General features: G+C 49.0%; 25 protein-coding genes. 9 read left to right on the top strand and 16 right to left on the bottom strand.

The features are described from left to right. Positions 1-20: 20 nt before the first annotated feature. Positions 21-1,226, bottom strand: coding sequence for a sensor histidine kinase (locus E1919_RS23980; RefSeq protein WP_237144833.1), 1,206 nt, complete (start codon positions 1,224-1,226; stop codon positions 21-23). A gap of 1,092 nt (positions 1,227-2,318) precedes the next feature. On the opposite strand from E1919_RS23980, the gene E1919_RS23975 reads away from it, so the two are divergent. Continuing rightward, on the top strand, positions 2,319-2,678 hold the full coding sequence (locus tag E1919_RS23975; RefSeq protein ID WP_162055951.1) for a DUF1801 domain-containing protein: 360 nt from the start codon (positions 2,319-2,321) through the stop codon (positions 2,676-2,678). Positions 2,679-3,684: 1,006 nt separating this feature from the next. On the opposite strand, the gene E1919_RS23970 is transcribed toward E1919_RS23975, so the two are convergent. The 6 genes from E1919_RS23970 to E1919_RS27745 form a co-directional block, all read right to left on the bottom strand. Further along, positions 3,685-3,954 carry a hypothetical protein gene (locus tag E1919_RS23970; RefSeq protein WP_162055950.1) on the bottom strand — a complete coding sequence of 90 codons (270 nt, stop codon included), beginning with the start codon at positions 3,952-3,954 and terminating at the stop codon, positions 3,685-3,687. An 82-nt stretch (positions 3,955-4,036) separates the two neighbouring features. Further along, positions 4,037-4,627, bottom strand: a complete 591-nt coding sequence (locus E1919_RS23965; protein ID WP_162055949.1) for a recombinase family protein — start codon at positions 4,625-4,627, stop codon at positions 4,037-4,039. Positions 4,628-4,872: 245 nt separating this feature from the next. Further along, the gene (locus E1919_RS23960) at positions 4,873-7,257 is read right to left on the bottom strand and encodes a PAS domain-containing protein (protein ID WP_162055948.1); all 2,385 of its coding nucleotides are present in this window, start codon (positions 7,255-7,257) and stop codon (positions 4,873-4,875) included. Between the two features lie 145 nt (positions 7,258-7,402). Beyond that, positions 7,403-7,606 carry a hypothetical protein gene (locus tag E1919_RS23955; protein WP_162055947.1) on the bottom strand — a complete coding sequence of 68 codons (204 nt, stop codon included), beginning with the start codon at positions 7,604-7,606 and terminating at the stop codon, positions 7,403-7,405. A 764-nt stretch (positions 7,607-8,370) separates the two neighbouring features. Beyond that, positions 8,371-9,132, bottom strand: coding sequence for a LuxR C-terminal-related transcriptional regulator (locus tag E1919_RS23950; protein ID WP_162055946.1), 762 nt, complete (start codon positions 9,130-9,132; stop codon positions 8,371-8,373). A 470-nt stretch (positions 9,133-9,602) separates the two neighbouring features. Next, the gene (locus E1919_RS27745; protein WP_237144832.1) at positions 9,603-9,818 is read right to left on the bottom strand and encodes a hypothetical protein; all 216 of its coding nucleotides are present in this window, start codon (positions 9,816-9,818) and stop codon (positions 9,603-9,605) included. Here E1919_RS27745 and E1919_RS27740 point away from each other — a divergent pair. Together E1919_RS27740 and E1919_RS23940 are read left to right on the top strand one after the other, a co-directional pair. Continuing rightward, entirely contained in the window at positions 9,807-10,004 is a 198-nt protein-coding gene (locus tag E1919_RS27740) for a hypothetical protein (RefSeq protein WP_237144831.1), read from the top strand. The genes E1919_RS27745 and E1919_RS27740 overlap by 12 nt on opposite strands. A gap of 23 nt (positions 10,005-10,027) precedes the next feature. Next, the gene (locus E1919_RS23940; protein WP_162055944.1) at positions 10,028-13,135 is read left to right on the top strand and encodes an RCC1 domain-containing protein; all 3,108 of its coding nucleotides are present in this window, start codon (positions 10,028-10,030) and stop codon (positions 13,133-13,135) included. A gap of 467 nt (positions 13,136-13,602) precedes the next feature. On the opposite strand, the gene E1919_RS23935 is transcribed toward E1919_RS23940, so the two are convergent. After that, positions 13,603-14,001, bottom strand: coding sequence for a YybH family protein (locus E1919_RS23935; protein ID WP_162055943.1), 399 nt, complete (start codon positions 13,999-14,001; stop codon positions 13,603-13,605). 693 nt (positions 14,002-14,694) lie between these two features. Here E1919_RS23935 and E1919_RS23930 point away from each other — a divergent pair. The 3 genes from E1919_RS23930 (at position 14,695) to E1919_RS23920 (ending at position 16,926) form a co-directional block, all read left to right on the top strand. Continuing rightward, positions 14,695-15,162, top strand: coding sequence for an excisionase family DNA-binding protein (locus E1919_RS23930; protein ID WP_162055942.1), 468 nt, complete (start codon positions 14,695-14,697; stop codon positions 15,160-15,162). Next, positions 15,159-15,728, top strand: coding sequence for a PIN domain-containing protein (locus E1919_RS23925; RefSeq protein WP_162055941.1), 570 nt, complete (start codon positions 15,159-15,161; stop codon positions 15,726-15,728). Before E1919_RS23930 ends, E1919_RS23925 begins: the two co-directional genes overlap by 4 nt. A 253-nt stretch (positions 15,729-15,981) precedes the next feature. Continuing rightward, positions 15,982-16,926: an FRG domain-containing protein gene (locus E1919_RS23920; protein WP_162055940.1), complete on the top strand. Its 945-nt coding sequence runs from the start codon at positions 15,982-15,984 to the stop codon at positions 16,924-16,926. A 105-nt stretch (positions 16,927-17,031) separates the two neighbouring features. Here E1919_RS23920 and E1919_RS23915 read toward each other — a convergent pair whose 3' ends face one another. The 3 genes from E1919_RS23915 to E1919_RS27735 form a co-directional block, all read right to left on the bottom strand. Continuing rightward, positions 17,032-17,460 carry a helix-turn-helix domain-containing protein gene (locus E1919_RS23915; protein ID WP_162055939.1) on the bottom strand — a complete coding sequence of 143 codons (429 nt, stop codon included), beginning with the start codon at positions 17,458-17,460 and terminating at the stop codon, positions 17,032-17,034. Between the two features lie 243 nt (positions 17,461-17,703). Continuing rightward, complete coding sequence (locus E1919_RS23910; RefSeq protein WP_162055938.1) at positions 17,704-18,033, bottom strand: GIY-YIG nuclease family protein; 330 nt, start codon at positions 18,031-18,033, stop codon at positions 17,704-17,706. A gap of 408 nt (positions 18,034-18,441) precedes the next feature. Beyond that, complete coding sequence (locus E1919_RS27735; RefSeq protein WP_237144830.1) at positions 18,442-18,597, bottom strand: hypothetical protein; 156 nt, start codon at positions 18,595-18,597, stop codon at positions 18,442-18,444. 132 nt (positions 18,598-18,729) lie between these two features. Between E1919_RS27735 and E1919_RS27970 the strand changes: the two genes are divergently transcribed. Beyond that, positions 18,730-18,861, top strand: coding sequence for a hypothetical protein (locus tag E1919_RS27970; RefSeq protein WP_262888760.1), 132 nt, complete (start codon positions 18,730-18,732; stop codon positions 18,859-18,861). A gap of 28 nt (positions 18,862-18,889) precedes the next feature. Here the strand turns inward: E1919_RS27970 and E1919_RS23905 are convergent, their stop codons facing one another. Further along, positions 18,890-19,141, bottom strand: a complete 252-nt coding sequence (locus E1919_RS23905; protein WP_162055937.1) for a hypothetical protein — start codon at positions 19,139-19,141, stop codon at positions 18,890-18,892. A 329-nt stretch (positions 19,142-19,470) separates the two neighbouring features. On the opposite strand from E1919_RS23905, the gene E1919_RS28200 reads away from it, so the two are divergent. Next, positions 19,471-20,061, top strand: coding sequence for an ImmA/IrrE family metallo-endopeptidase (locus E1919_RS28200; RefSeq protein WP_394351825.1), 591 nt, complete (start codon positions 19,471-19,473; stop codon positions 20,059-20,061). 185 nt (positions 20,062-20,246) lie between these two features. On the opposite strand, the gene E1919_RS23895 is transcribed toward E1919_RS28200, so the two are convergent. After that, complete coding sequence (locus E1919_RS23895) at positions 20,247-20,648, bottom strand: hypothetical protein (protein WP_162055935.1); 402 nt, start codon at positions 20,646-20,648, stop codon at positions 20,247-20,249. A gap of 352 nt (positions 20,649-21,000) precedes the next feature. Between E1919_RS23895 and E1919_RS23890 the strand changes: the two genes are divergently transcribed. Continuing rightward, positions 21,001-21,573 (top strand): heme NO-binding domain-containing protein, encoded by a 573-nt coding sequence (locus E1919_RS23890; protein WP_162055934.1) that lies wholly within the window; start codon positions 21,001-21,003, stop codon positions 21,571-21,573. 212 nt (positions 21,574-21,785) lie between these two features. Here the strand turns inward: E1919_RS23890 and E1919_RS23885 are convergent, their stop codons facing one another. From E1919_RS23885 to E1919_RS23875, 3 genes are all read right to left on the bottom strand, one after another. Next, a complete protein-coding gene (locus E1919_RS23885; protein ID WP_162055933.1) occupies positions 21,786-22,217 on the bottom strand; it encodes a plasmid mobilization protein in 432 nt (143 codons plus the stop codon). A 403-nt stretch (positions 22,218-22,620) separates the two neighbouring features. Next, the gene (locus E1919_RS23880) at positions 22,621-23,064 is read right to left on the bottom strand and encodes a hypothetical protein (RefSeq protein ID WP_162055932.1); all 444 of its coding nucleotides are present in this window, start codon (positions 23,062-23,064) and stop codon (positions 22,621-22,623) included. 107 nt (positions 23,065-23,171) lie between these two features. Continuing rightward, positions 23,172-23,466 (bottom strand): hypothetical protein (locus E1919_RS23875; protein ID WP_162055931.1); only part of this gene is annotated, 295 nt, incomplete at its 5' end.

Genomic DNA, 23,466 nt, shown 5'->3' with positions numbered 1-23,466 from the left:
GGAATCACCCTATGAGCATCCTAGAAGATTACCAGGAAGGCTGTTCCCTTGCCTGGGGTGCTTCTTACCTGGATCTGCCCGTTGGCGGCGTCCACCATTCTCTTGACTATGTACAGGCCAAGACCGCTCCCTTCCACATGGTCATGGAAGCGTTTGAACATGGTGAAGACTTTGTCCTGCTTATCAGGCGGTATCCCCAAGCCGTTGTCTTCAACTGTAAGGTGCGTTTTGCCGCCGATCCTCTCCATCCGCACAGTAATTTCCGGCCTCCTGTCAGGCGAGCGGTACTTGATGGCATTGCTCAGCAGGTTATGGATGACGCTTTTGAAGTTCTTGCCGGAAAACCCGGAGAAGAGCCTTTCCGCGGAGACCACCTTGATTTCAGCGCCGGACTCCGCTATCTGCTTGTGCAAGTTCAGCTTTGCGGTTTCCACCGCACCATAGATGTCGAGCTCTTCGGGTTCCTTGCCCAAGCTTGTCTTCTCAATCTCCACAATAGTCGTAAGGTCACGGATAGTTGTGGTAAACCGCTTGATGGTGGACCGCATCAACTGGGCGATCAGGTTGGTCTCCCCTCTGTCTATCGGCTCCCTGGCGAGAGCCTCGGAGAGCTCGTCAAGCAGACCCTCGATGTTGGACACCGGTGACTTCAGGTCGTGGGACGCCGTGTAGACAAAGTTGTCAAGGTCGAAGTTGGCACTGACGAGGGCTCTGTTCCTGCTGTCCAGTTCCCGGTTCATCTTATAGCTACGTTCGAGCAAATCCTGGCTTTGCAGGTGAAAGGCCAGCAGCTCGGCGAACATGGTGAACATGCCGATGACCTTGCCGTTGTTCACCTGTGCGGGTTTTGCGTCTATGGCGCAAAGGGTCCCAAAGAACTCCCCGTTCTTTAGGATGATGGGAACGGATATGTAGCTTTGCAGACCATACATTTTGGGGGTGTGATGATTCTTGTAGAGGGGGTCCTCGCTGACGTTTTCAATGACCACCAGCTTGCGGCAGTCCCGTATCTCGTTGCAGATGGTCGTCTCCACCTTCAGCTCCGCGCCCTCTTCCAGGCCAAACTGCACCCGGTCAAGGACGCTGCAGGCAAGCCACCTGTCTTGCGTCACCCGGGCAACCGCCGCAAAGCCCATTCCGGTTGTCTGGCAAATAACATCAAGCATCGTGGGGACAACTGGAATTTGCCTGACGGCTTCCAGGTCCTTCAATAATTCGTCCGGCATATCAATTAAGCAGTGTCACACCTTTACGAAATATCAGGCTTGGTAAGGATGCCACGGTTTTAGATAGTTCCTAGGCTTGAAGTTAAAAGAAATTTTGGGATTGTGCATGAATGACTGCGATTAGTCCTGAAATAAGCAATCCCGTAAAACGTGGAATTTTTGAGCAGAAAGGTGGAGGTTAGCTTGCGAGGTCAAGTCCACCCCTGTTTCGGCGGCCTGCATGCCAACTACAACAAGAGGCAACGCGGTGTTGCGCAACGGAAGTGCAACAGAGTGCAACGGGAATGCAACACCGCATTAAACAGCCCTATTATCCGCGAACAGCCAGTTGGCAATCCCCTGTCTAGGCTATTTTGGCGGCAATAGGTGCATTTTTCTGCTTTTACAGCTGTTGTTCTGGGGTGCGAATGCCTAAGGTTACTTTACCTTCTGTTTTGCCGGTTCTAGCAACGTCTTGTTGCAGCCAAGTACAGCATTGCTATAGCCTGTTTGCCAGCTCTTCGTAACCCATAGCTCTCTGTCCCGCGAACGGCCATTTTACAGGTACAAAATCCGGGGAGGGACTTGAGACAGGCGATGATCAGACAGCAACAACCACAGCAACACAGTGCAACACTGCCCGTGCACCGTGTTGCTGTGGTTGTTGCTCCAGGCCAACATGATCAGCCTTAACACTCCCGAAACTGCTTTCAATATACCTAGAATAGAGCTTTTATGTGCTCTCAATGATGATTCCGCTCAAATACAGCGCTTGCAACGCCGGTTTAGCAGGCTGTTGCTTCATGTTGCTCATCTGTTGTTGCGCCGTGTTGCAGGACGTTGCGCCTGTACTGGAACACGTGGTGATGGTGAGACGGCTGTGTGAGGGGACATACAAGAGAACTGAAGCAGTCCTAACTTATTTTGCCGCCTCTTTAAAGGAAAGCTGTTGTTTTACAGCCTGAACGCGGCTGGCTGCCTGGTTATGGATAATTAAGTTCTATATTTTCATATGAAAATATAAAAGCACCTGAACAAAGGGGGCTGGTTTGGAGTATATATTAATATATTAAAATATAAAATTAATATAATACATACAAGGGCCCGCTCCCTATGAGACGCAGAACACTAACAAACCCAGTAGACGAATATATCGCTTCGCTCGCACCTGAAAAACAGGAGCTGGCAAAGGAAGTGAGGCGCATTGTTGCCGCCTCTGTCGCACATCTGCAGGAAACTGTCCGGTGGGACTGCGCCTGCTATTTTTTCCATGGCCCTGTCTGTTACTTCGCCTCCTCGCGTGGCGGCATCCATTTGGGCTTTTTCCGCGGCAAGGAGCTGTCTGACCCGAAGCGCCGGCTCATGAGCCGCAGCAGTCTATACCTACACATAAAGGTGCGCTCGCTGCAGGATATCGATGAGAAATACTTTAGTGACCTAGTCCGCCAGGCGGTGCTCCTGAACCGCACTTAAACGCTTTCATTGGTAGTTTGAGAATGTTTTGTTGAGCTCATTGACTCGGCCTGTAGTCCATCGAATTTGCTAAGTCCGTTGAAGTGCCGTCCCAGAAAATGAGATCTTTTGAGCAGGAAGGTGGAGGTTAGCTTGCTTGGCCAAGTCCACCCCTGTTTCGTCGGCCTGCATGCTAACCGCAACAAGCGCAACGCGGTGTTGCGCAACGGAAGTGCAACAGAGTGCAACGGGAATGCAACACCGCATTAGACAGCCCTATTATCCGCGAACAGCCAGTTGGCAATCCCTGTCTAAGGCTATTTCGGCGGCAATAGGTACATTTTCCTGCTTTTACAGCTGTTATTTTGGGCACGAATGCCTCAGGTTACTTTACCTTCTGCTTTGCTGGTTATAGCAACGTCTTATTGCGGTCAAGTGCAGCATTGACACAGTCGTTTTGTAAACTCTTCGTAACCCACAGCTTTCTGCCCCAGCAGACGTGGGAATTTTGACACGGCTTTAAGGGATGTCTTCTATTTCGACCGTTTATGCCGAGCAATGCTTAATGCTACGGTTGTTGCAACGTTGTTGGTTTTTTGTTGCTGGGTTGTTGCGGTTTTGTTGCAACACGTTGTTGCAGTTTTGTTGCTGGGTTGTTGCAACACGTTGTTGCAGCTTGTTTTTAGCTTTTAGAATGCATTCCTGCACCATTTCTGAGCGTTTCTAATTTTTTCTGGTTCTTGCTAAGCCTTGACGGCGCAGCAAGGATAAAAAGTGTCTACATAGCCCACCCGGGAACACGCCATTGAAAAGCTCTAGACGGGAGAGGCGGGGGCCTTCAGGCAGGCAGAGAAAAGAAAAGGGTAGCCATAGACTACCCTATCATCCAAACAACTAACTAAACATGAAGTAACCACTTCGCTAGAAGTCGTTAGCCACACCCAAAGGTAGCAGCATTAGCTGGAGCTTTAACATTATAATCCTATAATATTTTTGATTATACTATCACTTTCTTATAATAATACCATCATAAAGCTTTTCTCATTGCCTTGTAGGCAGCATACTCCTCCGGATCCATGTGCTGCCGGATGTACTCCTCCATTCCCACGTCGTTCTTCTCCATTACATACCTGGTGAAGGAAGGGGCTGACTTGCATTTCTCAAACCCCAGCCGGCACATGTCCATGCCGGTATCCTCCGGCAGTCCCTCCAGCCACTCATCGTAATCCTGAAGGCTGGGGCTGAACGCTGTGGAGCGCTGGTGGTAGCGGGAGGTGATGTTGCCGTAGGTAAACATCAGCGCCTGTCCTCCGGCGGGCAGGAGTCTAAGAACTCCTCCTGGTTCTTCCTGTACTTCTCGTCCGGGTGCTTTACCTTTATCATTTCACTTTTGCGTTCTCATCTGTGCCGGTGATGTGGCCGATATAGCGGTAGCAGGTGGCCCTGCCAATGCCCAGTATCTTGGCTATTTCCTCCACGGTCTTTGTTCCGGAGTCGAAGAGTATCCTGGCTGACTTTGCCTTTTCCATGGCTGCCTTTGACAGCCCGACTGGCCTGCCGCCCTTCTTTCCCCTGGCTTTCGCTGAATCAAGCCCTGCCTTTGTTCTTTCGCGTATGATTTCCCGCTCGAACTCGGCTAGGGAGGCGAAGATGTTGAAGGTGAACCTGCCGGTGGGGGTGGCGGTGTTGATGCCATCCTGCAGGCTCACAAACTCCACCCCTCTTTCCTTGAACTCCGCCACCAGGTCTATCAGGTCCCGCAGCGAGCGGCCTAGCCTGTCGAGTTTCCATACCACTACTGTGTCACCTGCTCTGAGCTGCGAAATCATCTTCTTCAGCTCCGGGCGCTCCTTACTTTTGCCTGATTTCTTCTCGCGGAATATCTGGCCGCACCCGTGTTGGGTGAGGGCGTCGAGCTGCAGCTCCAGCTTCTGGTCCTGGGTGGAGACCCGGGCGTATCCTATCTTCATATCAGTCTCATTAACTCATCTCAAAAATATAAAAAGATTTTGATTAATGAGACGGCAAAATGAGATTGATTAGAGGCTGCAGGGGCAGGTACCGGGACAGGCCGGAGCCGTCTCAAAATTCCCACATATTCCGGGATTAATATTGTCAACCTATATCAGGACAATACACCCTCTGGCGTCTCAATAAAGCCGTCGCCGTCCGTGTCCCAGGCGGCTCAGTCAAAGGTAGCAAGACCAGTCAGAAGTTACCTTTCTACAGGGATTTTGATGGTTATTAAGGTCCCTCCAGTTTTAGGGCTGGTAATGGCAAAGCTACCGTTTAAGAGGCTCACACGGTCTTCAATCGTTCTTAGTCCCAGCCCGTTCGTTCCGCCCTTCCTGTACCGAAAGCCTTTGCCATTGTCGCGGACCTGTACCACGATCTGCTCCCGTTTCCTGGATAACTGAAGGTGCGCCTCCGTGGCCTGTGCATGCTTCACGACGTTGTTGACCAGTTCCTGGCTGATGCGGTAAAGGGCTAACTCCAGGTAAGACTCCAGTCTCCCCTCCAACCCCTCTACCTGGCAGCGTATATGAAAGGAACTCTGGTCATACCTCCTGCACAGATCATGAAGGCCTTCCTCCAAACCAAATTCCTTCAGTACGATCGGGACGAGCTCATGAGATACCCTGCTGGTCTCGTTGATCGCCTCTGTCAGCAGTTCTTCAGTGCGCTTGACGGCTGATTCCGGCACTTGCCGCGCTACCCGGTCCAGGTTTAGCTTGGTTGCGAACAGAAGCTGGCCTAACCCGTTGTGCAGGGACTCCGATATTCTTCTTCTTTCCTCTTCCTGGGCTTCCAGTATGGCCAGCAAAATGCCTTTCTGCTGATCCAGCCGAAGTTCTAGGTTCTCTTGCTCCAGCTGCTTGGTTTCTGATATGTCCAGATTGACACCCAGCGTCTTCTCGGCTCTTCCATGTTTATCACGCAGCAGGACAGCCTTTACCTTCATGGTCATTACCTGATGGTTAAAATTGATGCGTATGGTTTCCTCCAAAGGCTCATGACTTTCCTGGAAATGGTGAACTATTCTTTCGGCAACAGGACGATCTTCTTCTACCACGTAATCAAGGTAGACCTCCGGTTTTACCGGGCTGCCCTCCGGTAAACCAAAGAGGCGGTACATGCCCTTAGACCAGTGGAGTGTTTCAGTGGCAATGTCCAATTCCCAGCTGCCCATGTGGGCTATTTCTTCCGCCTGCTTCAGGAGTGTCAGGTTTTTAAGAACCTCCTGTTCTGCCTTTTTCTGCTCCGTTATGTCCTGCACCTTACCCAGGATTTTAACCGGATTGCCAAGTGCATCAAGGACCACTTTACTTTTCACAATCATATAACGCATCTGCCCATCCGATCTGTAAACCCGTCGCACGTACTCGTAAGGCTGTTTATCCTGTATCGCTTTCCTGATGATCAGGCGTGCATCAGCCGCATCCTCGGGGTGGGAAACAGCGTCAATAAAATCAAGGGTGGGAACAAAGGACTGGGGCTCGTAGCCCAGTAGCCTGTACAAATTATCAGAGAAACTGAAGCGAAGGGTGGCAAAGTCTGCTTCGTAACTGCCCGTATTGCCCACCTTCTCGGCCTCCCTGAACAGCTGTTCCCGCTCCTGTATCTTCTTCTGTGCCTGCACGCGATCATCAATATCAGTGCAGGTGCCAACCCACCGGACAACTTTCCCATCGCCGTCCTTAACAGGCACTCCCCTGCTCAGGTGCCAGCGGTAGTTTCCATCGGCCTCACTTCTGATCCTGTGCTCCACCTCAAAATCCTCCTGCCTGCGCAGCGAACGCTTCCACACATCAGTTGTCAGGCTAAAATCATCGGGGTGGATCACTTCCTGCCAGCCTTGCCCGAGGGCCTGTTCTGTCGTCTGCCCCGTGTACTCATGCCACCGCTTATTGAAAAAGTCACCGAAACCGTCCGGCAACGTTGTCCATGCCATATGGGGAATAGACTCCACCACCAGCCGGACCCTCTGCTCAGCCTGCTGCTTTGCCTCAAACAAGCGGGCATTGTCGATGGCAGCCGCTGCCTGGGCGGCAATGTTTTTCACCAGTTCTTCCTCATTCTCTGAAAAAACACCAGGCTCCGGATGCCCAAAGAACAGGCCGCCAATTACATTCCCACTCCTGGTTACCACCGGAAGCGCCATATAGCTTCGCACAGGCAAGTGCCCCTTTGGCATTCCGTGGTGAGGTCGGTTCTGGCCGTACCTGGGGTCTTTGGTGATATCATCTGAGCGAACTATCTGTTCTCCGCGAAGCGTGGGCTCCAGAATGGGCGTATGGCGGATAACTGGAAGATGGGCAAAGTCCTCAGGGTTTGCGCCAGAGAGCGCGTAGAGGGTGTACTCTTCTCCTTCTTCGTTGTACTTTTTATAAAACAGGGCCCCGAACCTCGCCTTGCTGATTTGGGTGGCGATATCTGTCACATTCTGTACCACCTTATCCAAATCCAACTCGGATGTCAGCATGCTGCCTATCTGGTTGATCAGTTCCAACTGCGTGTTTCTTTCCTCCAGCTTTCGCTGTGTCTCCCTTAGCTGCTGCAGCAGTTCCTCCTGTTCTGTTTCTTTGTAATTGGGGTCCATTCAGATAATATAAGAGATATCAGAAGCTTACTTCCATTCACTCACAGGCTCTATAGAGCCGCACCTTAAGCTTCTTTTAGTACTTTAAGTTGTACGGGAGCCATAGGTAATTAGACGTAAGCAAGCTTTGCTTGCGAAAAGACGCTTACTCCTTCAGATCGTCCAGGTCCATCATGTTCAGGTAAGGGTCCAGGCAGCCTTTGCTCTCAAAGCCGCGGACTGTAATCATACGGTTGTTTGCCGGCGGGCGCCAAACCTCGGCAAAGAAGCCTCCTATGTGGTACAGCGCCTTGCTGTAGCATCCCTGATGCGCCCTCTGACAGGAGCCGACAGGAGCTGTGCTCTCCATTCTATCGGGAGGCAGTTAAATTTGTCCATAGTCGTAACCGCATATTGATTTTTGAAATATATAATTAATATTGATACAGCCGGTTTGCAGACGCTTCGCCACCCAGGCTTTCGGTCCCAGAAAATGGGGGTGCCTGTTTCTCATTAGCTAACATATCAGTTAGTAACATTTGCAATGATAAGCAACAGCATGCTTGAAGCTTCGCTCACTCAGGTGTTATGTTTAACATATAAGACGTTATTGGCCATGCTCACAATCTGTTCTAAACGACTACTGCCACACTGATCTCTCATCATTTACCCCTCTTATGGGACAGTGGGACTACATATTAAATCATTATAGCCTTGCTGTGTTCAGTAGCTAGAGCTAAATATCCCAGAGCACTATTCCCACACGAGCAGAAAAGGCTGTTGAAGTGGAAGAATACATCAATTTAGCAGAAAGCCGGCTGTGAATGGTCTTGCTGTAGACTTTTACTACACCTGTTGCTGAGCTGCTAAGGCTAAGCAACCCTTGGCAATACTTCAGGGAGTACAATGCAGTATGCCTGACTAAGCCTCTACCAGCGGAAAAGCTAGACGCCCTCCTCAAAAAGCCCTTGAACAGAAAGTGACCCATCCTTAATAGACTTAATGAAGGATTAGTATATAAAACTATCAATCGTTTCAGGACGAGGCAACATGACTTATAATACTACAAAAGCACTCTAGCATTAGTCGCGGTTTAGAGGCATTCATATTTTTTACAAAGGCGTATTGTATAGATTAAACCTCTCCCTTAGATTTAGCAAATTTTACAAGCTCAACTGTATTCTTACAGCCTGTCTTCTGGAGCATGTTTTTGCGGTGCGTACTAACAGTTGCTGTCGTAATAAACAGCTTTTCTCCGATCCTCTCACTTGTTAGCCCATCGGAAAGCAATTTCAGTACTTCCTTTTCACGCTTTGATAAGATAGCTTCTTTCCCTTCTCCCTCAAAGGAGAACATCCCCACTAGCTCATCTTCTTTCTTTATAGTGAGCAAGGAAGGTCCTGTGCTTTTAACGGGAGTGATATCTGTGCAAATGCTAAAATCAACCAGGGGGTTTCCGGATGGGTCTATCTTCACGAAAGTGGTGTAGTGATTTAAACGAACTGTGGACCCGTTGGCGGCTCTCACATTGAAATCGAAAGTAAAGCTCAGCTTTTTCCTTGCCTCAACTGGAAAGCTGTAGTACTGCCTAAATAGCTCTTCGTGTATCTGTTTAAGTGTTTCCCTGTCTGAGGGTAAAAGTATCTGGAAAGCAAAGTCAAGCCCTTTTTTAAACCACTCATCCCTATCATAGCCCAACACTCTTTTAGTCCCTTCACTGAGGTAGATGTAGCGCATCTTGCTAAAATCGATTGAAAAGCAAAAACAATAGGATTGGTTCAACACCTTTTCGAACTCTGTATTCGGAATGAAGGATTCATAATCAGCCACACTTCCATAAGCAAAGCTCTTCCTGAAAATATGGATCAGTCCTTCTAGAGAATATAAATCTTTCATTATATGAAAAAATTGTTGACAAATATAAAAATACCCAAATATGAGTATAAAACAATAGGTGGGAAAAGTTATTTTTGATTCATCACTATCGATTAAACAATGTAGGAGAACGATGGCTCCTCCTGAGGTCTTAACTTAATCCTTTTACAGGCTCTTGCCAAAGAGCTTTTTCTTACGTTTCACTCTTGGTAACACTAGGCATACTTAGTCCCGTGTAGAAATCCTGCTCTTGTGTGGGATAGGTTAGAAGCGGCTCTGCAGTACCGCCTCAAGGCGGTTGTTTTACAATTGACTTTGCTAACCCTGATTTACCGCTCCCAGCCTTCTTTCTGTTAGCGTCCATTGAGCTAAAAGCAGCTATTCTTTTTGGCTCTCTATCCTGCCGCACGGGCGCTGCGGCTTTCCTGTGCCTTTTTTTCCTTTCACTCTAAATACTTAATTCTATGCAAGTAAAAAACGTTGTTACTAAACTAAGGGAGGGGCTGTTGCGCTGCACGCTGCTGCTTCTCCTCTCCCTGCTGCTGGCCAGCCCCGGGGCCCGGGCAGGCAGCGCAGCGGCCACCGAGTGGACGCTCATCCAGGAGGTGGACGGGGTGTCCTTCTACTACCAGGTGGCCGACTGCAACGGCCATCAGGTGCTGCTGCTGCGGGTGGTGAACGCCAGCACCCAGAAGGTGGCGGGCCACTGGCTGCTCGACATCAACACGGGCAGCGGCAAGCTGCAGTTCCCGGGCGTGCTCATGCCCCTGGAGAGCGGCAGCGAGCAGGCAGCCTCCTGCACTGCGCCTGAGCCGAGCCTGGCTATCCCCATGCCTGCAACTGACCTCTCCTCCCTGCAGCTCTCCCTTGCCGCCACGCTTAACCCTGCCTGATGAACCCATAAAACTGTAAATGCATGAAAGTGATATCTACTTCAATAAACGGCAGGCCCACGCTCGGCGCCAGGGCCTGCTCCTTGCTCTGCGCCCTGCTATGGGTGCTGCTGTTGGCCCCGTCCGGAGCTAGCCTTCAGGCACAGTCCCTGGGAACAGGTTCATTCTCTTACCACTCCTCAGGTGTCTCTGCCGACGGCAAGACGTACACTTGGGGGGTGAACTGGTACGGCCAGCTGGGCAATGGCTCAACTACAAACGCCAACGTGCCGCAGGACATATCCGCCAGGATAGGCAAGGCGGTGGTGAGCGTGGCCAATGGCTATGCCCATACGCTTGCCCTCGCCTCTGACGGCACGGTCTACGCCTGGGGGCATGGGGGTAGCGGCCAGCTAGGCAACGGCACCAACAGTATATCATATGTTCCGGTGCAGGTGTCAAACCTGACGGGAGTGACGGCCATCGCCGCCGGTGGCTGGCACTCCATGGCCGTCGGGGCTAATGGGGAGGTCTACACCTGGGGGTTTGGGGGCAGCGGCCAGCTAGGCAACGGCGGCACCAGTAACTCTAATCTTCCGGTGCAGGTGTCAAACCTGACGGGAGTGACGGCCATCGCCGCCGGTGGCTACCACTCCATGGCCATCGGGGCTAATGGGGAGGTCTACGCCTGGGGGCATGGCTACCAAGGTCAGCTGGGTAACGGCACCGGTGGTAGCTCCCTTCTTCCGGTGCAGGTGTCAAACCTTACAGGAGTGACGGCCATCGCCGCCGGTGCCTACCACTCCATGGCCATCGGGGCTAATGGGGAGGTCTACGCCTGGGGGTATGGCTACCAGGGCCAGCTGGGCAACGGCACGATTACTTATAGCTCCCTTCTTCCGGTGCAGGTGTCAAACCTGACGGGGGTGAAGGCTATCGCCGCCGGCATGCATCACTCTATGGCCATTGGGGCTGGCGGAGAGGTCTACGCCTGGGGGTATGGGGGCAACGGCGAGCTTGGCAACGGCACGTACACTCTTTCATCTATTCCCGTGCAGGTGAAGGACCCTGCGGGTACAGGTCTCCTGACGGGGGTGAAGGCTATCGCCGCCGGTATTTATCACTCCTTGGCCATCGGAGCAGATAACCAAGCCTACGCCTGGGGGTTTGGGTACTGGGGCCAGCTTGGCAACGGCACCAACAGTCGTTCACCTCTTCCGGTGCCGGTGCAGGGCCTGTTTCCCGCCTCCTGTATTAGCCCCACGCCAGTAGCTCAGAATATAAGCCGGTCATTAGACGCTAGCGGCACTGCTACAGTCACTCCTGCCGATATAGACAATGGCAGCGGAGATGGCTGCGGTTCTGTTACTATGCAAGTAGCATCTACTTTTGGAACAGTCTGTGCAACTGCACAAGAGGGACATAATCTAACGTTACAAGCACCAGCAGGGACAGTCATAGTTGCCATCAACTTTGCAAGTTATGGTACGCCGGAGGGTTCATGTGGAGCTTTTTCCATAGGTTCTTGTCATGCTGCTAACAGCAAATCCATTGTTGAGGGCCTTGCCTTAGGAAAAAGCTCTGTTACTATTCCAGCTACAAATGATGTCTTCGGGGATCCATGTGTTGGTACAGTTAAACGCCTGTACGTAACAGCAACTTATGCTGCTCCTGCTAACAGCATCAGCTATAACTGCACCAATGTAGGAAACAACCCGGTAATGCTGATTGTAACGGATGAGCTTGGAAACAGCCAAACAGCTACCGCAACTGTAACAGTATCAGACGCAAGTGCGCCTACCTTTACTGCCGCTACGCCTGCCGAGGCATCAGCCTTCAACCGTGGCACTAGCCAAGGTTGCACATATGTAGCACAGGGAACAGAGTTCGACGCTTTTGCTGATGATAACTGCGGGGTGACTTCGCTAACCTACGCCTTAAGTGGTGCTACCACGGCTACTGCAACTGAAGCCACTTCCTTGGCAGGAGTAGCCTTTAACGAAGGTACCTCCACCGTTACCTGGACAGCAGTGGATGCAGTAGGCAACTCCACCAGCCGTAGCTTTAGTGTCACGGTGACCAATCAACTGCCCGACCCGAGCGCTATCACTCCCTCCACTGTGGAGCCGATTCAGATCAACACCAGTGTATCTGCGACTGCCTCCTTTACCGACAACAACGTCGTGAGCGCCACCTGGGTGTGGGGGGACGGAACGGAGACAGTCATAGGTCCCACCTCGCCTGCCATTGCCCTGGCAGCAGGTACAATCTCCGGCAGCCACACCTACACCACGCCAGGCGTTTACACGGTAAGCCTTACCCTCACCGACGCCTGCGATGAGTCTGTCACCTCTACTTACGAGTACGCCGTTGTCTACGACCCGTACGGGGGCTTTGTGACAGGCGGCGGCTGGATTATCTCTCCTGCCGGAGCCTACAAAGCGGACGTGACTTTGGAAGGAAGAGCCAACTTCGGCTTTGTTTCTAAATACAAGAAGGGGGCCACAGTGCCGTCAGGCCACACAAACTTCCAGTTCCAGGTCGCCAACCTGCACTTTACCAGCACGAGCTATGAATGGTTAGTTGTGTCCGGCGCCACCGCTCGCTACAAGGGTGAGGGAACCATCAACGGCAGCGGCTGGTACGGCTTTATTCTCTCTGCCATTGACGGGCAGGTAAGCGGAGGGGGCGGCACAGACAAGTTCCGCATCAAAATCTGGGACAAGAACAATGGAGATGTAGTTGTTTACGACAACAACTTGGGTGATACAGGGGATGATGCCTATGCAGAGCTGGCTATCGCCGGAGGCTCCATTGTGGTGCACGAAGGAACCCGTACCTCTTCCTCCAGCTCCCTTGTTGCCGCCGGGGCCATAGCACCAGAACAGCTGAAGGGAAGCTTCTACAGCTACCCCACCGCCTTCTCCGACAGGACCACCATCGCCTTCTCCCTGGAGAAAGAGGAAAGCTATGTGCTGGAGGTGTATGACATGAAGGGGGCCCTGGTCAAGAGAATGGCAAACGGCTCAGCCGAGGCAGACAGACTCTATGAGTTCGAGCTCAGAAGTGATAATCTGCGGGAGGGCATCTACATCGCCCGCCTCACCACAGCATCATCTGTTCAGAGCCTGAAGGCCGTGCTCAAGAGGTAAAACAGCTTGAGAGTGAAAAGGAAAGAGCCCGCTGCTATCATAGCAACGGGCTCTTTCCTTTTATAACTTAACAGGAATAGCTGCATGCAAGGTAACGGAGCACTCTACTTCTGTGTCAGAAAGGGCAGTCGCCATAAAATACAAGCCGCTCCTCCTTAACATAACTAGCTTTACCATCCTTTCTTGGTCCATTTTTAGAGCAAATTTGTATAAGACCATTAATAGTAATGGAGTACTACTACCAGCGCCTGGTGCTCGGGGAACTAAAATTTTAAAGCTGCTTTTATCTGTCTTCGTAGCAGTTCGCATTAATGGCCACTATTACAGTGCTCAGTGAGCGCTTAGCTTTTAATCGTCCAGAACTACAGGAAAAGCAATCAGCCTGCAAGCCAGCAGCAAAAATTATGCTGACTTGCAGGCTGATTAAATAGCACCAAGGCATGGCTTACAGTGACACCTGGCAAGTTCTACGCCTGCGGCTTCAGGTTACTGTTAAAAATGTCCCGGTGCAGTTTCCAGTCTCCGTTTTCACGTTTCCAGATAACAATGTACTTCGCCTCATCAACAACCTGATCCCCTTCCACTGAGAGTGTAGCACGGCTTACCTCGTATGCGGTGTTCTCATGCTGCTCTACCTCCCGTGTCTGAAGTTCTATAGACTTGATGCCCATATTCATCAAAGCCTGAAAGAAGTTCTGAATCTGCTCGCGTCCTTCTACAATATCGCTATTGGGTGGCATTATCATTCCATCTTCTGTATAAAGTGCTGCCATACCCGCAGCGTCTCCGCGTCGATAGGCTTCCATAAACTTTTTATTTTGACGCTCAATTTCACTTCGGATTTCGGCTGCATTCGCTGTGTTCATTGTTGTATTTGCTTCCATGTTCTATTATTAAGTTAAATGTTTGAAGATCTGAGTTTGCTGCAGCTATTAACTTTAAACTCTGCTACTACACGAATACGACAGGCAAACACTACCGCCCATGATACAATACGATTTCTGTCCGCCTGAAAAAGCTTGATATTTACTATACATATTTACGGTTTTATACCAATAAAGTATAAATATATATCATAAAAAGCATAAAAAACTCCTGTTTTAGAAAAACTAGGAATCAAGCCAATATTCTGGCAGGTTAAAACCCAGTATTTTTGTGGTCGAGCAAGTGCGGCAGCTGTGCCTGGAACGCCTCAACAGGCACAGCTGCCGCACTTGCTCGGTAAGGGGGCATATAGGCTTCCTCATTCGATACATTCGCACAACTGCCTTTCCTTGTCCCTTAACAGCTATTATGTAAAGCAACATTACTCTTGAAGCTTCTGCTTTCCAAAATGTAAAATCAAACATGTAAAGCGTTGTATGGTCTACTAAAAAGATTCCATGAGTTTTTGCAACGTTTCACAGCCTCCTTACTACATATCTTTGATTAACTTGAAAGGGTTCTTATAACTTTCAAAGCTAGAATATTATGTTCATATCAAAAGATTTGAATAATTTTTGCAGGAATCTTTGTTTCGTTTATTTCGTTTATTAGATTTGAATAAAACGGGAAACAAAATGGAAGCAGTAATCGAGAGGCCAACTATACAAGATCAGGAAGTAGCTAGTAAATCCCTTATAGGGTTTAGAAAAGCGATAAAGGGAAGAAAGTTAGCAAGCAAAGGGAAATCCAATGTTGTAAGAATTAAGGTACAAGAAAGTGAAGAGTACATCACCCTTCCTAAAAAGGCTCTGGAACTACTTTCTTATATCCTGTCGAATATGGCAGAGGGGAAGGCAATCTCTCTCATCCCTTCAGAATCAGAGGTAAGCACACAACAGGCTGCAGATATGCTAAATGTTTCCAGACCCCACGTAGTTAAGCTGCTTGAGAAAGGTGCTATTCCCTTTAAGAAGATTGGGAGTCACAGGAGAATATTATTAGAAGATTTACTCAAATATGAAGCAGAGCTGAAAGAACAGAGAAGTAGAAATTTACAGTTTTTAGCAGAACAGGCTCAAGAGTTAAATTTAGGCTACGAATGATTCATTCCCCTAAGTTTGTTGCTGTTCTTGATGCATGCGTAATTTATCCAGCACCTATAAGAGATTTGTTACTGCATTTGGCTAGTTCTGATTTATACACTCCTAAGTGGACTAACAAAATTCATGAGGAATGGATAAGAAACCTTCTCTTAAACCGTCGTGACCTTGATAGGGTACAGTTGCAGAGGATTCCAGACGCCATGAATAGTTCTTTCCCTGATTCAAATGTGGAAGAGTACGAGGATCTTGTTGCAGCAGTCAATTTGCCCGATCCTGATGATCGTCATGTAGTAGCGGCGGCAGTTCGTTGCAATGCAGATGTGATAGTAACTGCTAACTTAAAGGATTTCCCTAACGAGTATCTAAGCAGGTTTGACATTGAAGCGCAGCACCCTGATCATTTTATAGTGAACTTGATTGATTTAAATCCAGAAAAGGCCTTCCAAGCTTTTCAAAATCAGGTTTCATGCCTGAAGAACCCACCTAAAACAGAAACAGAAGTCTTAGAGAACCTTAAAAAGGTAGGACTGGAAAAAACTTGTATCAAGCTTAATAAGCTAATATAAGAACATTTACAAACGAGGTACGGGCGTAGCTGCTTTTCATGTGACTACTTAGTATTAGTTGAACAGAGGGAGAATGGGCAGATAACTATAATAAAGAACGTGTTGCTATTGTTGGAGTGGTTAGCTTTACATTACAACGATAGTTGCTTAAGTCAAATGTCTTTAAAGCACTGCTAGTTAGTGGCAATAAGCTCAACTTTAAATGATGTTTGCATCCTTCTACTAACTAATTTTGCCAATTCAACAGACCTCCATGATAAGCTTAAGCTCTGACAATAAAGAACAGCGTGTTACAAGTGTTTCAGAATATATAACTGTGATTCTGGAAAAAAGAAGAAAGCTTGAACCTGAAAGAGATATATGGTTTAGAGGTCATGCTTCTGTAAATTATAGCCTATGGCCTAGTTTATATAGAGAGACATTATCTCGAGAAACAAAGAAGAGGCCTGTCATTAGCGAGGCAGGGCAAATACATGCAATAGAAATGAACATTGATGCCTCCTTTTCCAGAAAGGCATTTTCATTTTTTAGCAAAAGAGGCATTCCTGACACCCCTTGGTACAGATACTTTTTAAAGCAACACTACAAGCTTCGCACAAGATTACTTGACTGGACTGAAAGCGCCTTAATAGCTTTATTCTTTGCACTAGAGGATAAAAATGAAAAGGTTAAAGGAGATGATGCTAGAGTTCTTATTCTGGCGCCAGGAAGACTAAACAATTACTCAATAAACAAGCTGCTAAAACCTCAAAGCACCTTACCCTTACATATCATACCTACCCCGAAAGATCTACCAGAAAAAGGGAAGCTGTGGACTGAAAATGGTCTCCTCAATCCAAACCAACTGCTACGTAAGTATTACAGGTTAGATTGCAGCGAAGGTGAGGAGATGTACCCTATTGCACTGCATCCTCCTCACCTTGACGAAAGAATGTCAGCACAACAAGCTTGTTTTACTTTATTTGGCAATGTGGTAGACGGACTTGCTACAAATGATAGCAACCAGGAATTTCTGGATCATGTTTGCATAAATGCTAACTACAAACTCCAGATGTTAGAGGAACTTAAAGTCTTAGGAATCAACAATTATTCTGTATATCCTGATTTGGATGGTCTTGGGCAATCCATAAACGATGACTTCTATATGATTTTCAATAACTCAAAGTCATGGGACGGTTTAGGTGACCTCTTGTCATAAGTTCTCCTAATCTTTATTAAAAAGTATCACCTATAGCTCTAAATAGTTGCTTATAAATTAAGGTAGATTCTTTTCTTGATATTCAGATATTTAACATAAAATTACTTATCGGCTGCCCCCTTTATGTTTAGGCACCATAATTCCGTGCCTTGTCAGCAGCCCCTCCAGCGCCTCCGCTTTGCTGCGCGCTGCCTCCAGCTGATCCTTTACTGCCTGCAGCCTTCCTTTCTCTTCCTGAAGTTTATCCTTTTCCATTTGGAGCTTCTCCTGCTCTGCCTGAAGAAAGGCCAGACGCACATGCTCCTCCACATACAGCATACCTCCCCTGCCTGTCAGCAGCCAGTCTAAATTCAAATCGGGAAAGGCAGCCCAGAGCCGGAGGCAGCTCTCCAGGGTGGCGCCCCACTTGTCATTCTCAATACCAGACACTCGTGCTTTCCCCACTCCAAATATGTCTCCCAGCTCGTCTCCAGTTAGATTCTTGTGTCTGCGGAAGCTCCTTAGTCTTCCTCCGAAAGTAGTCTGTATTGTCATATATACCATGGAATAAGCATCTCCCGCCTACTCAGTACTAGGGTACGCCTTTGCTTTAAGATAAGGTTCTAGGCAGTTCCGGCCCCTGGCTCCACGAACGGTCAGTATGTGGTTATCTGTGTGTGAATACTACACCTCCGCAAAGAATTCGCCCATATGGTAGAGCGCTATACTGCATCCCCTCTCATTGCGCATGGTTAGGAACTTGCCCTGTTGCCAAACGAGCTTAGCTCTAGTGTCTAATCAGAGTTGAAAGAGTTCCAGTTGGTTTATCTGGCAGTATCGGTTGTTGAACTTTGGTTTGAGCATGCGGATGTAGTGCTTCTCCAGCTTGAGCACATCTTCCTTGTCCGGGTACTCCTGCAGGTAAATCACCGCTCCTTCGGAGCACTTGTCTTTGTGCTTGATAACTCTCCAGAAGATGTTGCTGGTCTCGCCCACATAGACACAGGTGCCGGAGTCAAAAATCAGGTACAGAAAGTAAGACCTGTTTTCTTTCACATAGCGCCAACTCCTGTACTGATGCAGGACCTCTCTCCTTCTATACTGCCGGAATTCACGTAATGGAACCATCTACTTCTTAACGTTAGCTTTAGCTTTAAACGAATCCCCAATGGATGTTCAACAAACAGGCTACTACAATTTTCAAGATACTGAAAGGAAATAAATTCTGCAATCTCCTCTGCCATGCACGATGTGCCAAACCCACAGCACCTTCTGTGCCCAGGCTCCGGCTTGCGCAGCGGTTAGCATAGCAAGAAAATTGGCGGCACAAAAATTTCCTTCGCTACATATTTGTAAATAGAAATATTTATTACCTTGCGCGCCTCAAGGGCCTCCTGCTCTTTTTATCATATACCAGAACCCGGAACGGTTCGCTCCTGACATTGTATGATGTAAGGCAAAGAGGCTGCCCTATTAAAGCAGCCTCTTTTGCTTTGTCACGTTGTCCAATTACGCTAGACATCGCCTTTTCTCTCGTTAAGCGGCCATAGCCACGGCAGGCAGCGCTTCCTTGCTTTCCTCTGCCTTCAAGTCCAGGATGTAGCTGGCTGCTTTAAAAGCCCTGGTACCCGCGTAGATAATCATGGTCCTGTCTTCTTTGAATTTGCTCACCCAGCCCTGTAGGTAAGCCACCGAGTTCTCAAAAACAGCTTCTTTGATACCAGTAAAGGCACAGAGGAAACGGTTCTGATAAGTAATGAGTCTAATTAGGTTAATTAATCTAATTTCTTTCTTCCCCCTTTTGTAAAAAACATTTGAGTTATAATGCTGACACAGGAGAAACGAATCATAAAGGTGCCACAGAAGCTGGGCCTTACGCTGCGCCAAATCAGAGAGGAACTCAATTGCTCCAACGAGACACTGCTAAAAAACATTAAGCGCCATCCCGCGCGTTAAAGCAACCTATTATCTTACTGTTTGCCATTTAGATGGCGTTTACTCCTACGCCTTCCGCTACTATGACGAGGACGGTGACTGGGAGGAGAGCGAGGAAGGTGATGTGGTGGCCTTTACCGAAACAAAAGCGCATGAGGTGGCAGAGTCCCTGCTCTAGGGGCGGCGCCTGCTTTGCTGAGGGCGGGAAAGCCACTGTTCTGACAGCTGAAGAATGGAGGGTATCGCAATGATAAGGCTGGCTGAACTGTGGCCAGCGCACCTCTCTCTGACGGATTAGCATAATTTGGCGGAGTGCTGGACGGTGGGGCAAAGCTTGCCGGGGAGGTCTATTGTAAGCTTCCGGCCATCAAGTAGTTTCCCTAATGGTCAGATAGAGACCATCAGGGAAGCAGTAACAGCATAAGTTTGGATAGCTTGGAACGTATTGGTACTCCAAAAATGCGCTACTTATCGTCATAACACAAGGTATTCGTATTATAGATTGTAACAAGCTTTTCGCAGCCCATATTGATTCTAAATATTAATACTCTGGCTGAAGCGCCACTTTTTACATGCTAAAGCTTGCAAAATTACATGCATTTATAACATCATAAACAATAGATGTAGTTAATTAGCCTTGTAGCTCAGCGACTCGTTTGCCTAACTGTAGGCACCTTTGATCGCGGCAATAAAGAGAGCCTGCTACAGAAGCTGCGCGTTGTCTTCTGCAACAATGTAAACTGTAAGGAGGAAGCCCGTAAAGTCCTGGCTGAGGGCGGCATCAAGCTTGTCTTCCAGGAGAAACCCGGGTTTACCCCTGTTGATGGTTTCACTTTCTGGAGCGTGGACAACCCGGCCATCGGCATGACGCTGCGCTACAACAAAATAGACAACTTCGCCTTTATCCTACTCCACGAGCTGGGCTATGTGTACCACCACCTGAAGGATTATGACGAGGAGGAGATTATTTCCTGGGAATCAAATGATGAAGAGTACCGGGGTTCAGGCAGGGAGCAGGAGGCAGATACTTTTGCGCAGGACAATCTGATAGACAGGGAAATGTGGGATGCATTTGTAAACTCCCAAACACGCTTCCCTGATGAGGCTATCAAGGGTTTCGCTCATCAGGCTAATATCCACCCCGCGATAGTGAGGGGGAGGCTGTGCCACCAGTTTGACCTTTACAGGACAAAGACCTCTATCGATCATAAGATACACTAAACCTAAAGCGGCCACATCAGCCGCTTTTTTACTTTCACCACCTGCTCTCCACAACGACGTGCAGCGGTGTAAAGTCTGCTGCCTACTCTATCTTAAGCTACCTATCTGCCAGGTGGCTTTTCCTTTTACAACTAAAGAGTGGATGCTTAGTCTAAATCCTCAGGCTCCTCCTTGGTGGGAACGCTTTAGCTCAGCACCCATGCCCTTGCCTCATCATAGTCGTCAAACTCCTGGAACGGGAAGGGCAGCCTCGTCACATCCAGCTGCTGCTTCATGTTGGTGGAGCTAACCTGGTTGAAGAGGTCCTTAGCGTTCACTTTCGCCATCTTCTTCAAGTTAGAGGCCAGAGGCATGAACACGGGAGCCCACTCTTTCACGGCCCAGGCCTGGTCTGCCAGCCGGACCACGCGCGCCTCCCGGTAATCCCCCAGCCATCGCTCTACCTCCTGTGCCCTTATAACTTCAACATAAGCAGCCAAGGACTGTCTGTAATCGCTGCTGGACGCAAAACCGAGCCACACAGTCTCCACCAGCTTGTCCTCCTCGTGATAGTGTATTTCCGTGTACTTTGACTTGTAGAACAGCATAGGTGTGGTGTGGGATTGCTTTCAGTGGTTTTGGCTAGCAGAGGAGTCCTGGGCATTCTTACTTTCGATATCGCTTCTGTTGCAAAATAGGGAGTTTCCCTTTTAAATCCTAAAACACAACATACACTTTGTCTTGATGGCAGTTCTTTTCCTACTGTGTGCCGGTGTCGTAGAACTCTTCCCCTCGAACACGTATGCTCTTGCAGGCGCTGCCGTTCCAGCTGCAGAACTTTAGTAGCAAGCCACTGGCTATGGAATGGCTGGCGAGTAATCTATAATCATATTTTCTTTTAGCCTGTCTGGTTGTTAACTTACGTCCCACCACTTCTATGAAACAACAAAGGATTAGTTTATGGAGGATAAGATTACACATGAGGACAGAATGCACGGCTCTATTTTCGTGCTGCTCAAGCGCTTCGTGGAGAGCCAGTATGGCTATAGCTCGTGGGTGAACCTGCTGGAGGCGGCTGGTATCAGACATGCTCCCTACCAGATGGACGAGACGTACCCGACCAGCGAGATCGCTTCCATTGTAGGCAAGGCCTCCCAGCTGATGGGGGTCCCGCCGCACCAGCTGATGGAGAAGTACGGGGAGTCGCTGGTGCCGGACCTGCTGCTGATATACAATAAATACATACACCCGGAATGGCGCACCTACGACATGCTGCTCAACACAGAAACGGCCATGCACGCTGCCGTCAGAAAAGAGGACGACAGAGCAAATCCGCCCCTGCTGCTGGTGACAAAGAAGGGCAGCAGGCAGTTGATTGTCGACTACTACTCCAGGCGCAGGATGGCGGCTGTTGCCGTTGGCATCATTAAGGGCATCGCCAGGCACTATGACGAAAGCGATAAGGTAGAGGTCACGCTCCTGACGCCAGTGGGGGAGGAAAGGGTGCAGATAAGGGTGGATTTTCTTGCGTAGTTCCTCCAAGCCTTTCGTTCTGGAATCACTTATCACTTATTTCAGAGCGCTTCTAAATACTTCTGAAGTATTGCAGCAATAGAGGATGTGCCTTATTTGTAGGAGTGTAGGTTTCTTTTTGATTCAACCTTGTTGTACAATGTGCAATACATATTCCGCAATGTGTAATGCGCATTACAGAATACGTTTTCCGTATTCCGGATAATATACTTTCAGCGCATTGTGCGCAGGTAGGCGCGTATGGCTTTCACGTACTTATCCTCTACCTGCAGAAACTCCCCGAAGTGCCGGTTGTATTCATCAATCACCCTCCCCTCCACCATGTTATTCTTTTCCAGGTAGTTGATGTACTTGGCAATCTGGTTGATGTTGTTGCCGATACGCTTCAGCTCTCCGCCTGTTTTATCAAGGGCCCGGAACAGCTTCTTCGGGTTATGGACAGTGGCATCGCCAGGGGCAAAAATCTTCTTTCTCAGGTACTCGCTCTGGTCTTTGTAGCCGGCTTCCCGGACCTGCTCTGCCAGTTGCCCGCGCTCTTTTTCAGTGAGCCGCAGCCGCAGCATGAAGCTCCTCTTCTCCCCTTCTGCCAGCTTTGGTCGGCCGCCTTTTGGGTTCCAGCCTTGGGCCTGCTCTTCATTTTCCATCTGGTATTTTCTAAAGATTATGAGTCGCGAATAATCTGCACCCTGCTCCCACTACGTGGGGAGCGGGGCAAGAGGTTTCTGTAGCAACAGAAACACATCTTGCAAAGAAAATCCCGGAGGGGTTAATCGCACCGCAGCAGGCCACGAATTTTAAACGCTGATGGGGCAGTCGTGGCCGCTGCTAGCGCTTTGGAATTTGGATATAACTTTGACCGCGTTTCAAGGAGATGCGCTTAGAAGGGCTGAAAATGCGTCGTTTGAATTTGGTAGGTCACAAAAGGAAGAGCCTTCAAATAAGCTGGCTGCATCTGTTTTTAAAGCGGCATAAGGAAGGGTATATAGGAAGAACAGAGAGCTGAGGCCTGTTTACCTGCAGCACCACTTTTGTCTGCTGTTATACCGTCTACAGCCTCGAAAACTCTATAGTGGTAATGGCCCGTTCTGCCGTTTTCACACTCTGGTGAATGCACTCTGTTTCTTCTGCCTCAGTAGACCAAGACATCATAGAGTCACTGATGGATGTTATCTCGTAGGTCTGTAGGAGGCCCTCCCACGTAAACTGAATATGGTTCCTGCCGTTGCTTTCGAGCAGCGTGTAAACACATTCTGTTTCCGTTCCCGTGCCATAGGTTATGGTTGTCCTATAGCCATTGAAGTCAAAGAGAGTCCCCGTACTGTCTCTTTCCTCATGCACCAGCTGGCCGGAGGCATCATAGTGTTTGTAACTCTGGCTGACATTCACCCATTCTCCCTCTAGCTGACTGCCTATCTGAGGAGTTGGCGCCACATCTTTGCAGGAAAACAGGATAAGGAGGAACAGCAAGGGTGTTAGGCACAGATGTTTCATGTTTAAAGTATTAGACAACTGCAATATATAAGATTCGGAATTACTTTCACAAGTAACATGAGATAAAGAAGCAGCACACCCTTACGCCTTCTTTTCGTTAAAGCACTTTATGCCATCAGCCAGCGCAGCGCTTGTGTCTTCCTGGGGAAGGCCCGAAGCTCCAGGGGCAACAGGACGGCAGCCTGCATTTCCCTGTATATAGCCTCTACTTTACCCGCTGGAATGGTGTCTGTTGCCATTACCAGCGCGGCTTTCTCTACAGGAGCGGGTAAGAGCCCTACTGCCAGCTGCGCCATCATGGCCCGGTATTCCCTCTCCGTCATCTCCACACGGTTGCCGCCAAAGTCCAGCAGCAGTCTTCTGAACCTGTGCTCCCTGGAGCAGGACACAATGGAAACAAAG

Source organism: Pontibacter pamirensis (assembly GCF_010015475.1).
GTDB classification, from domain to species: domain Bacteria; phylum Bacteroidota; class Bacteroidia; order Cytophagales; family Hymenobacteraceae; genus Pontibacter; species Pontibacter pamirensis.
This window is presented reverse-complemented; position numbering and strand designations above follow the sequence as displayed.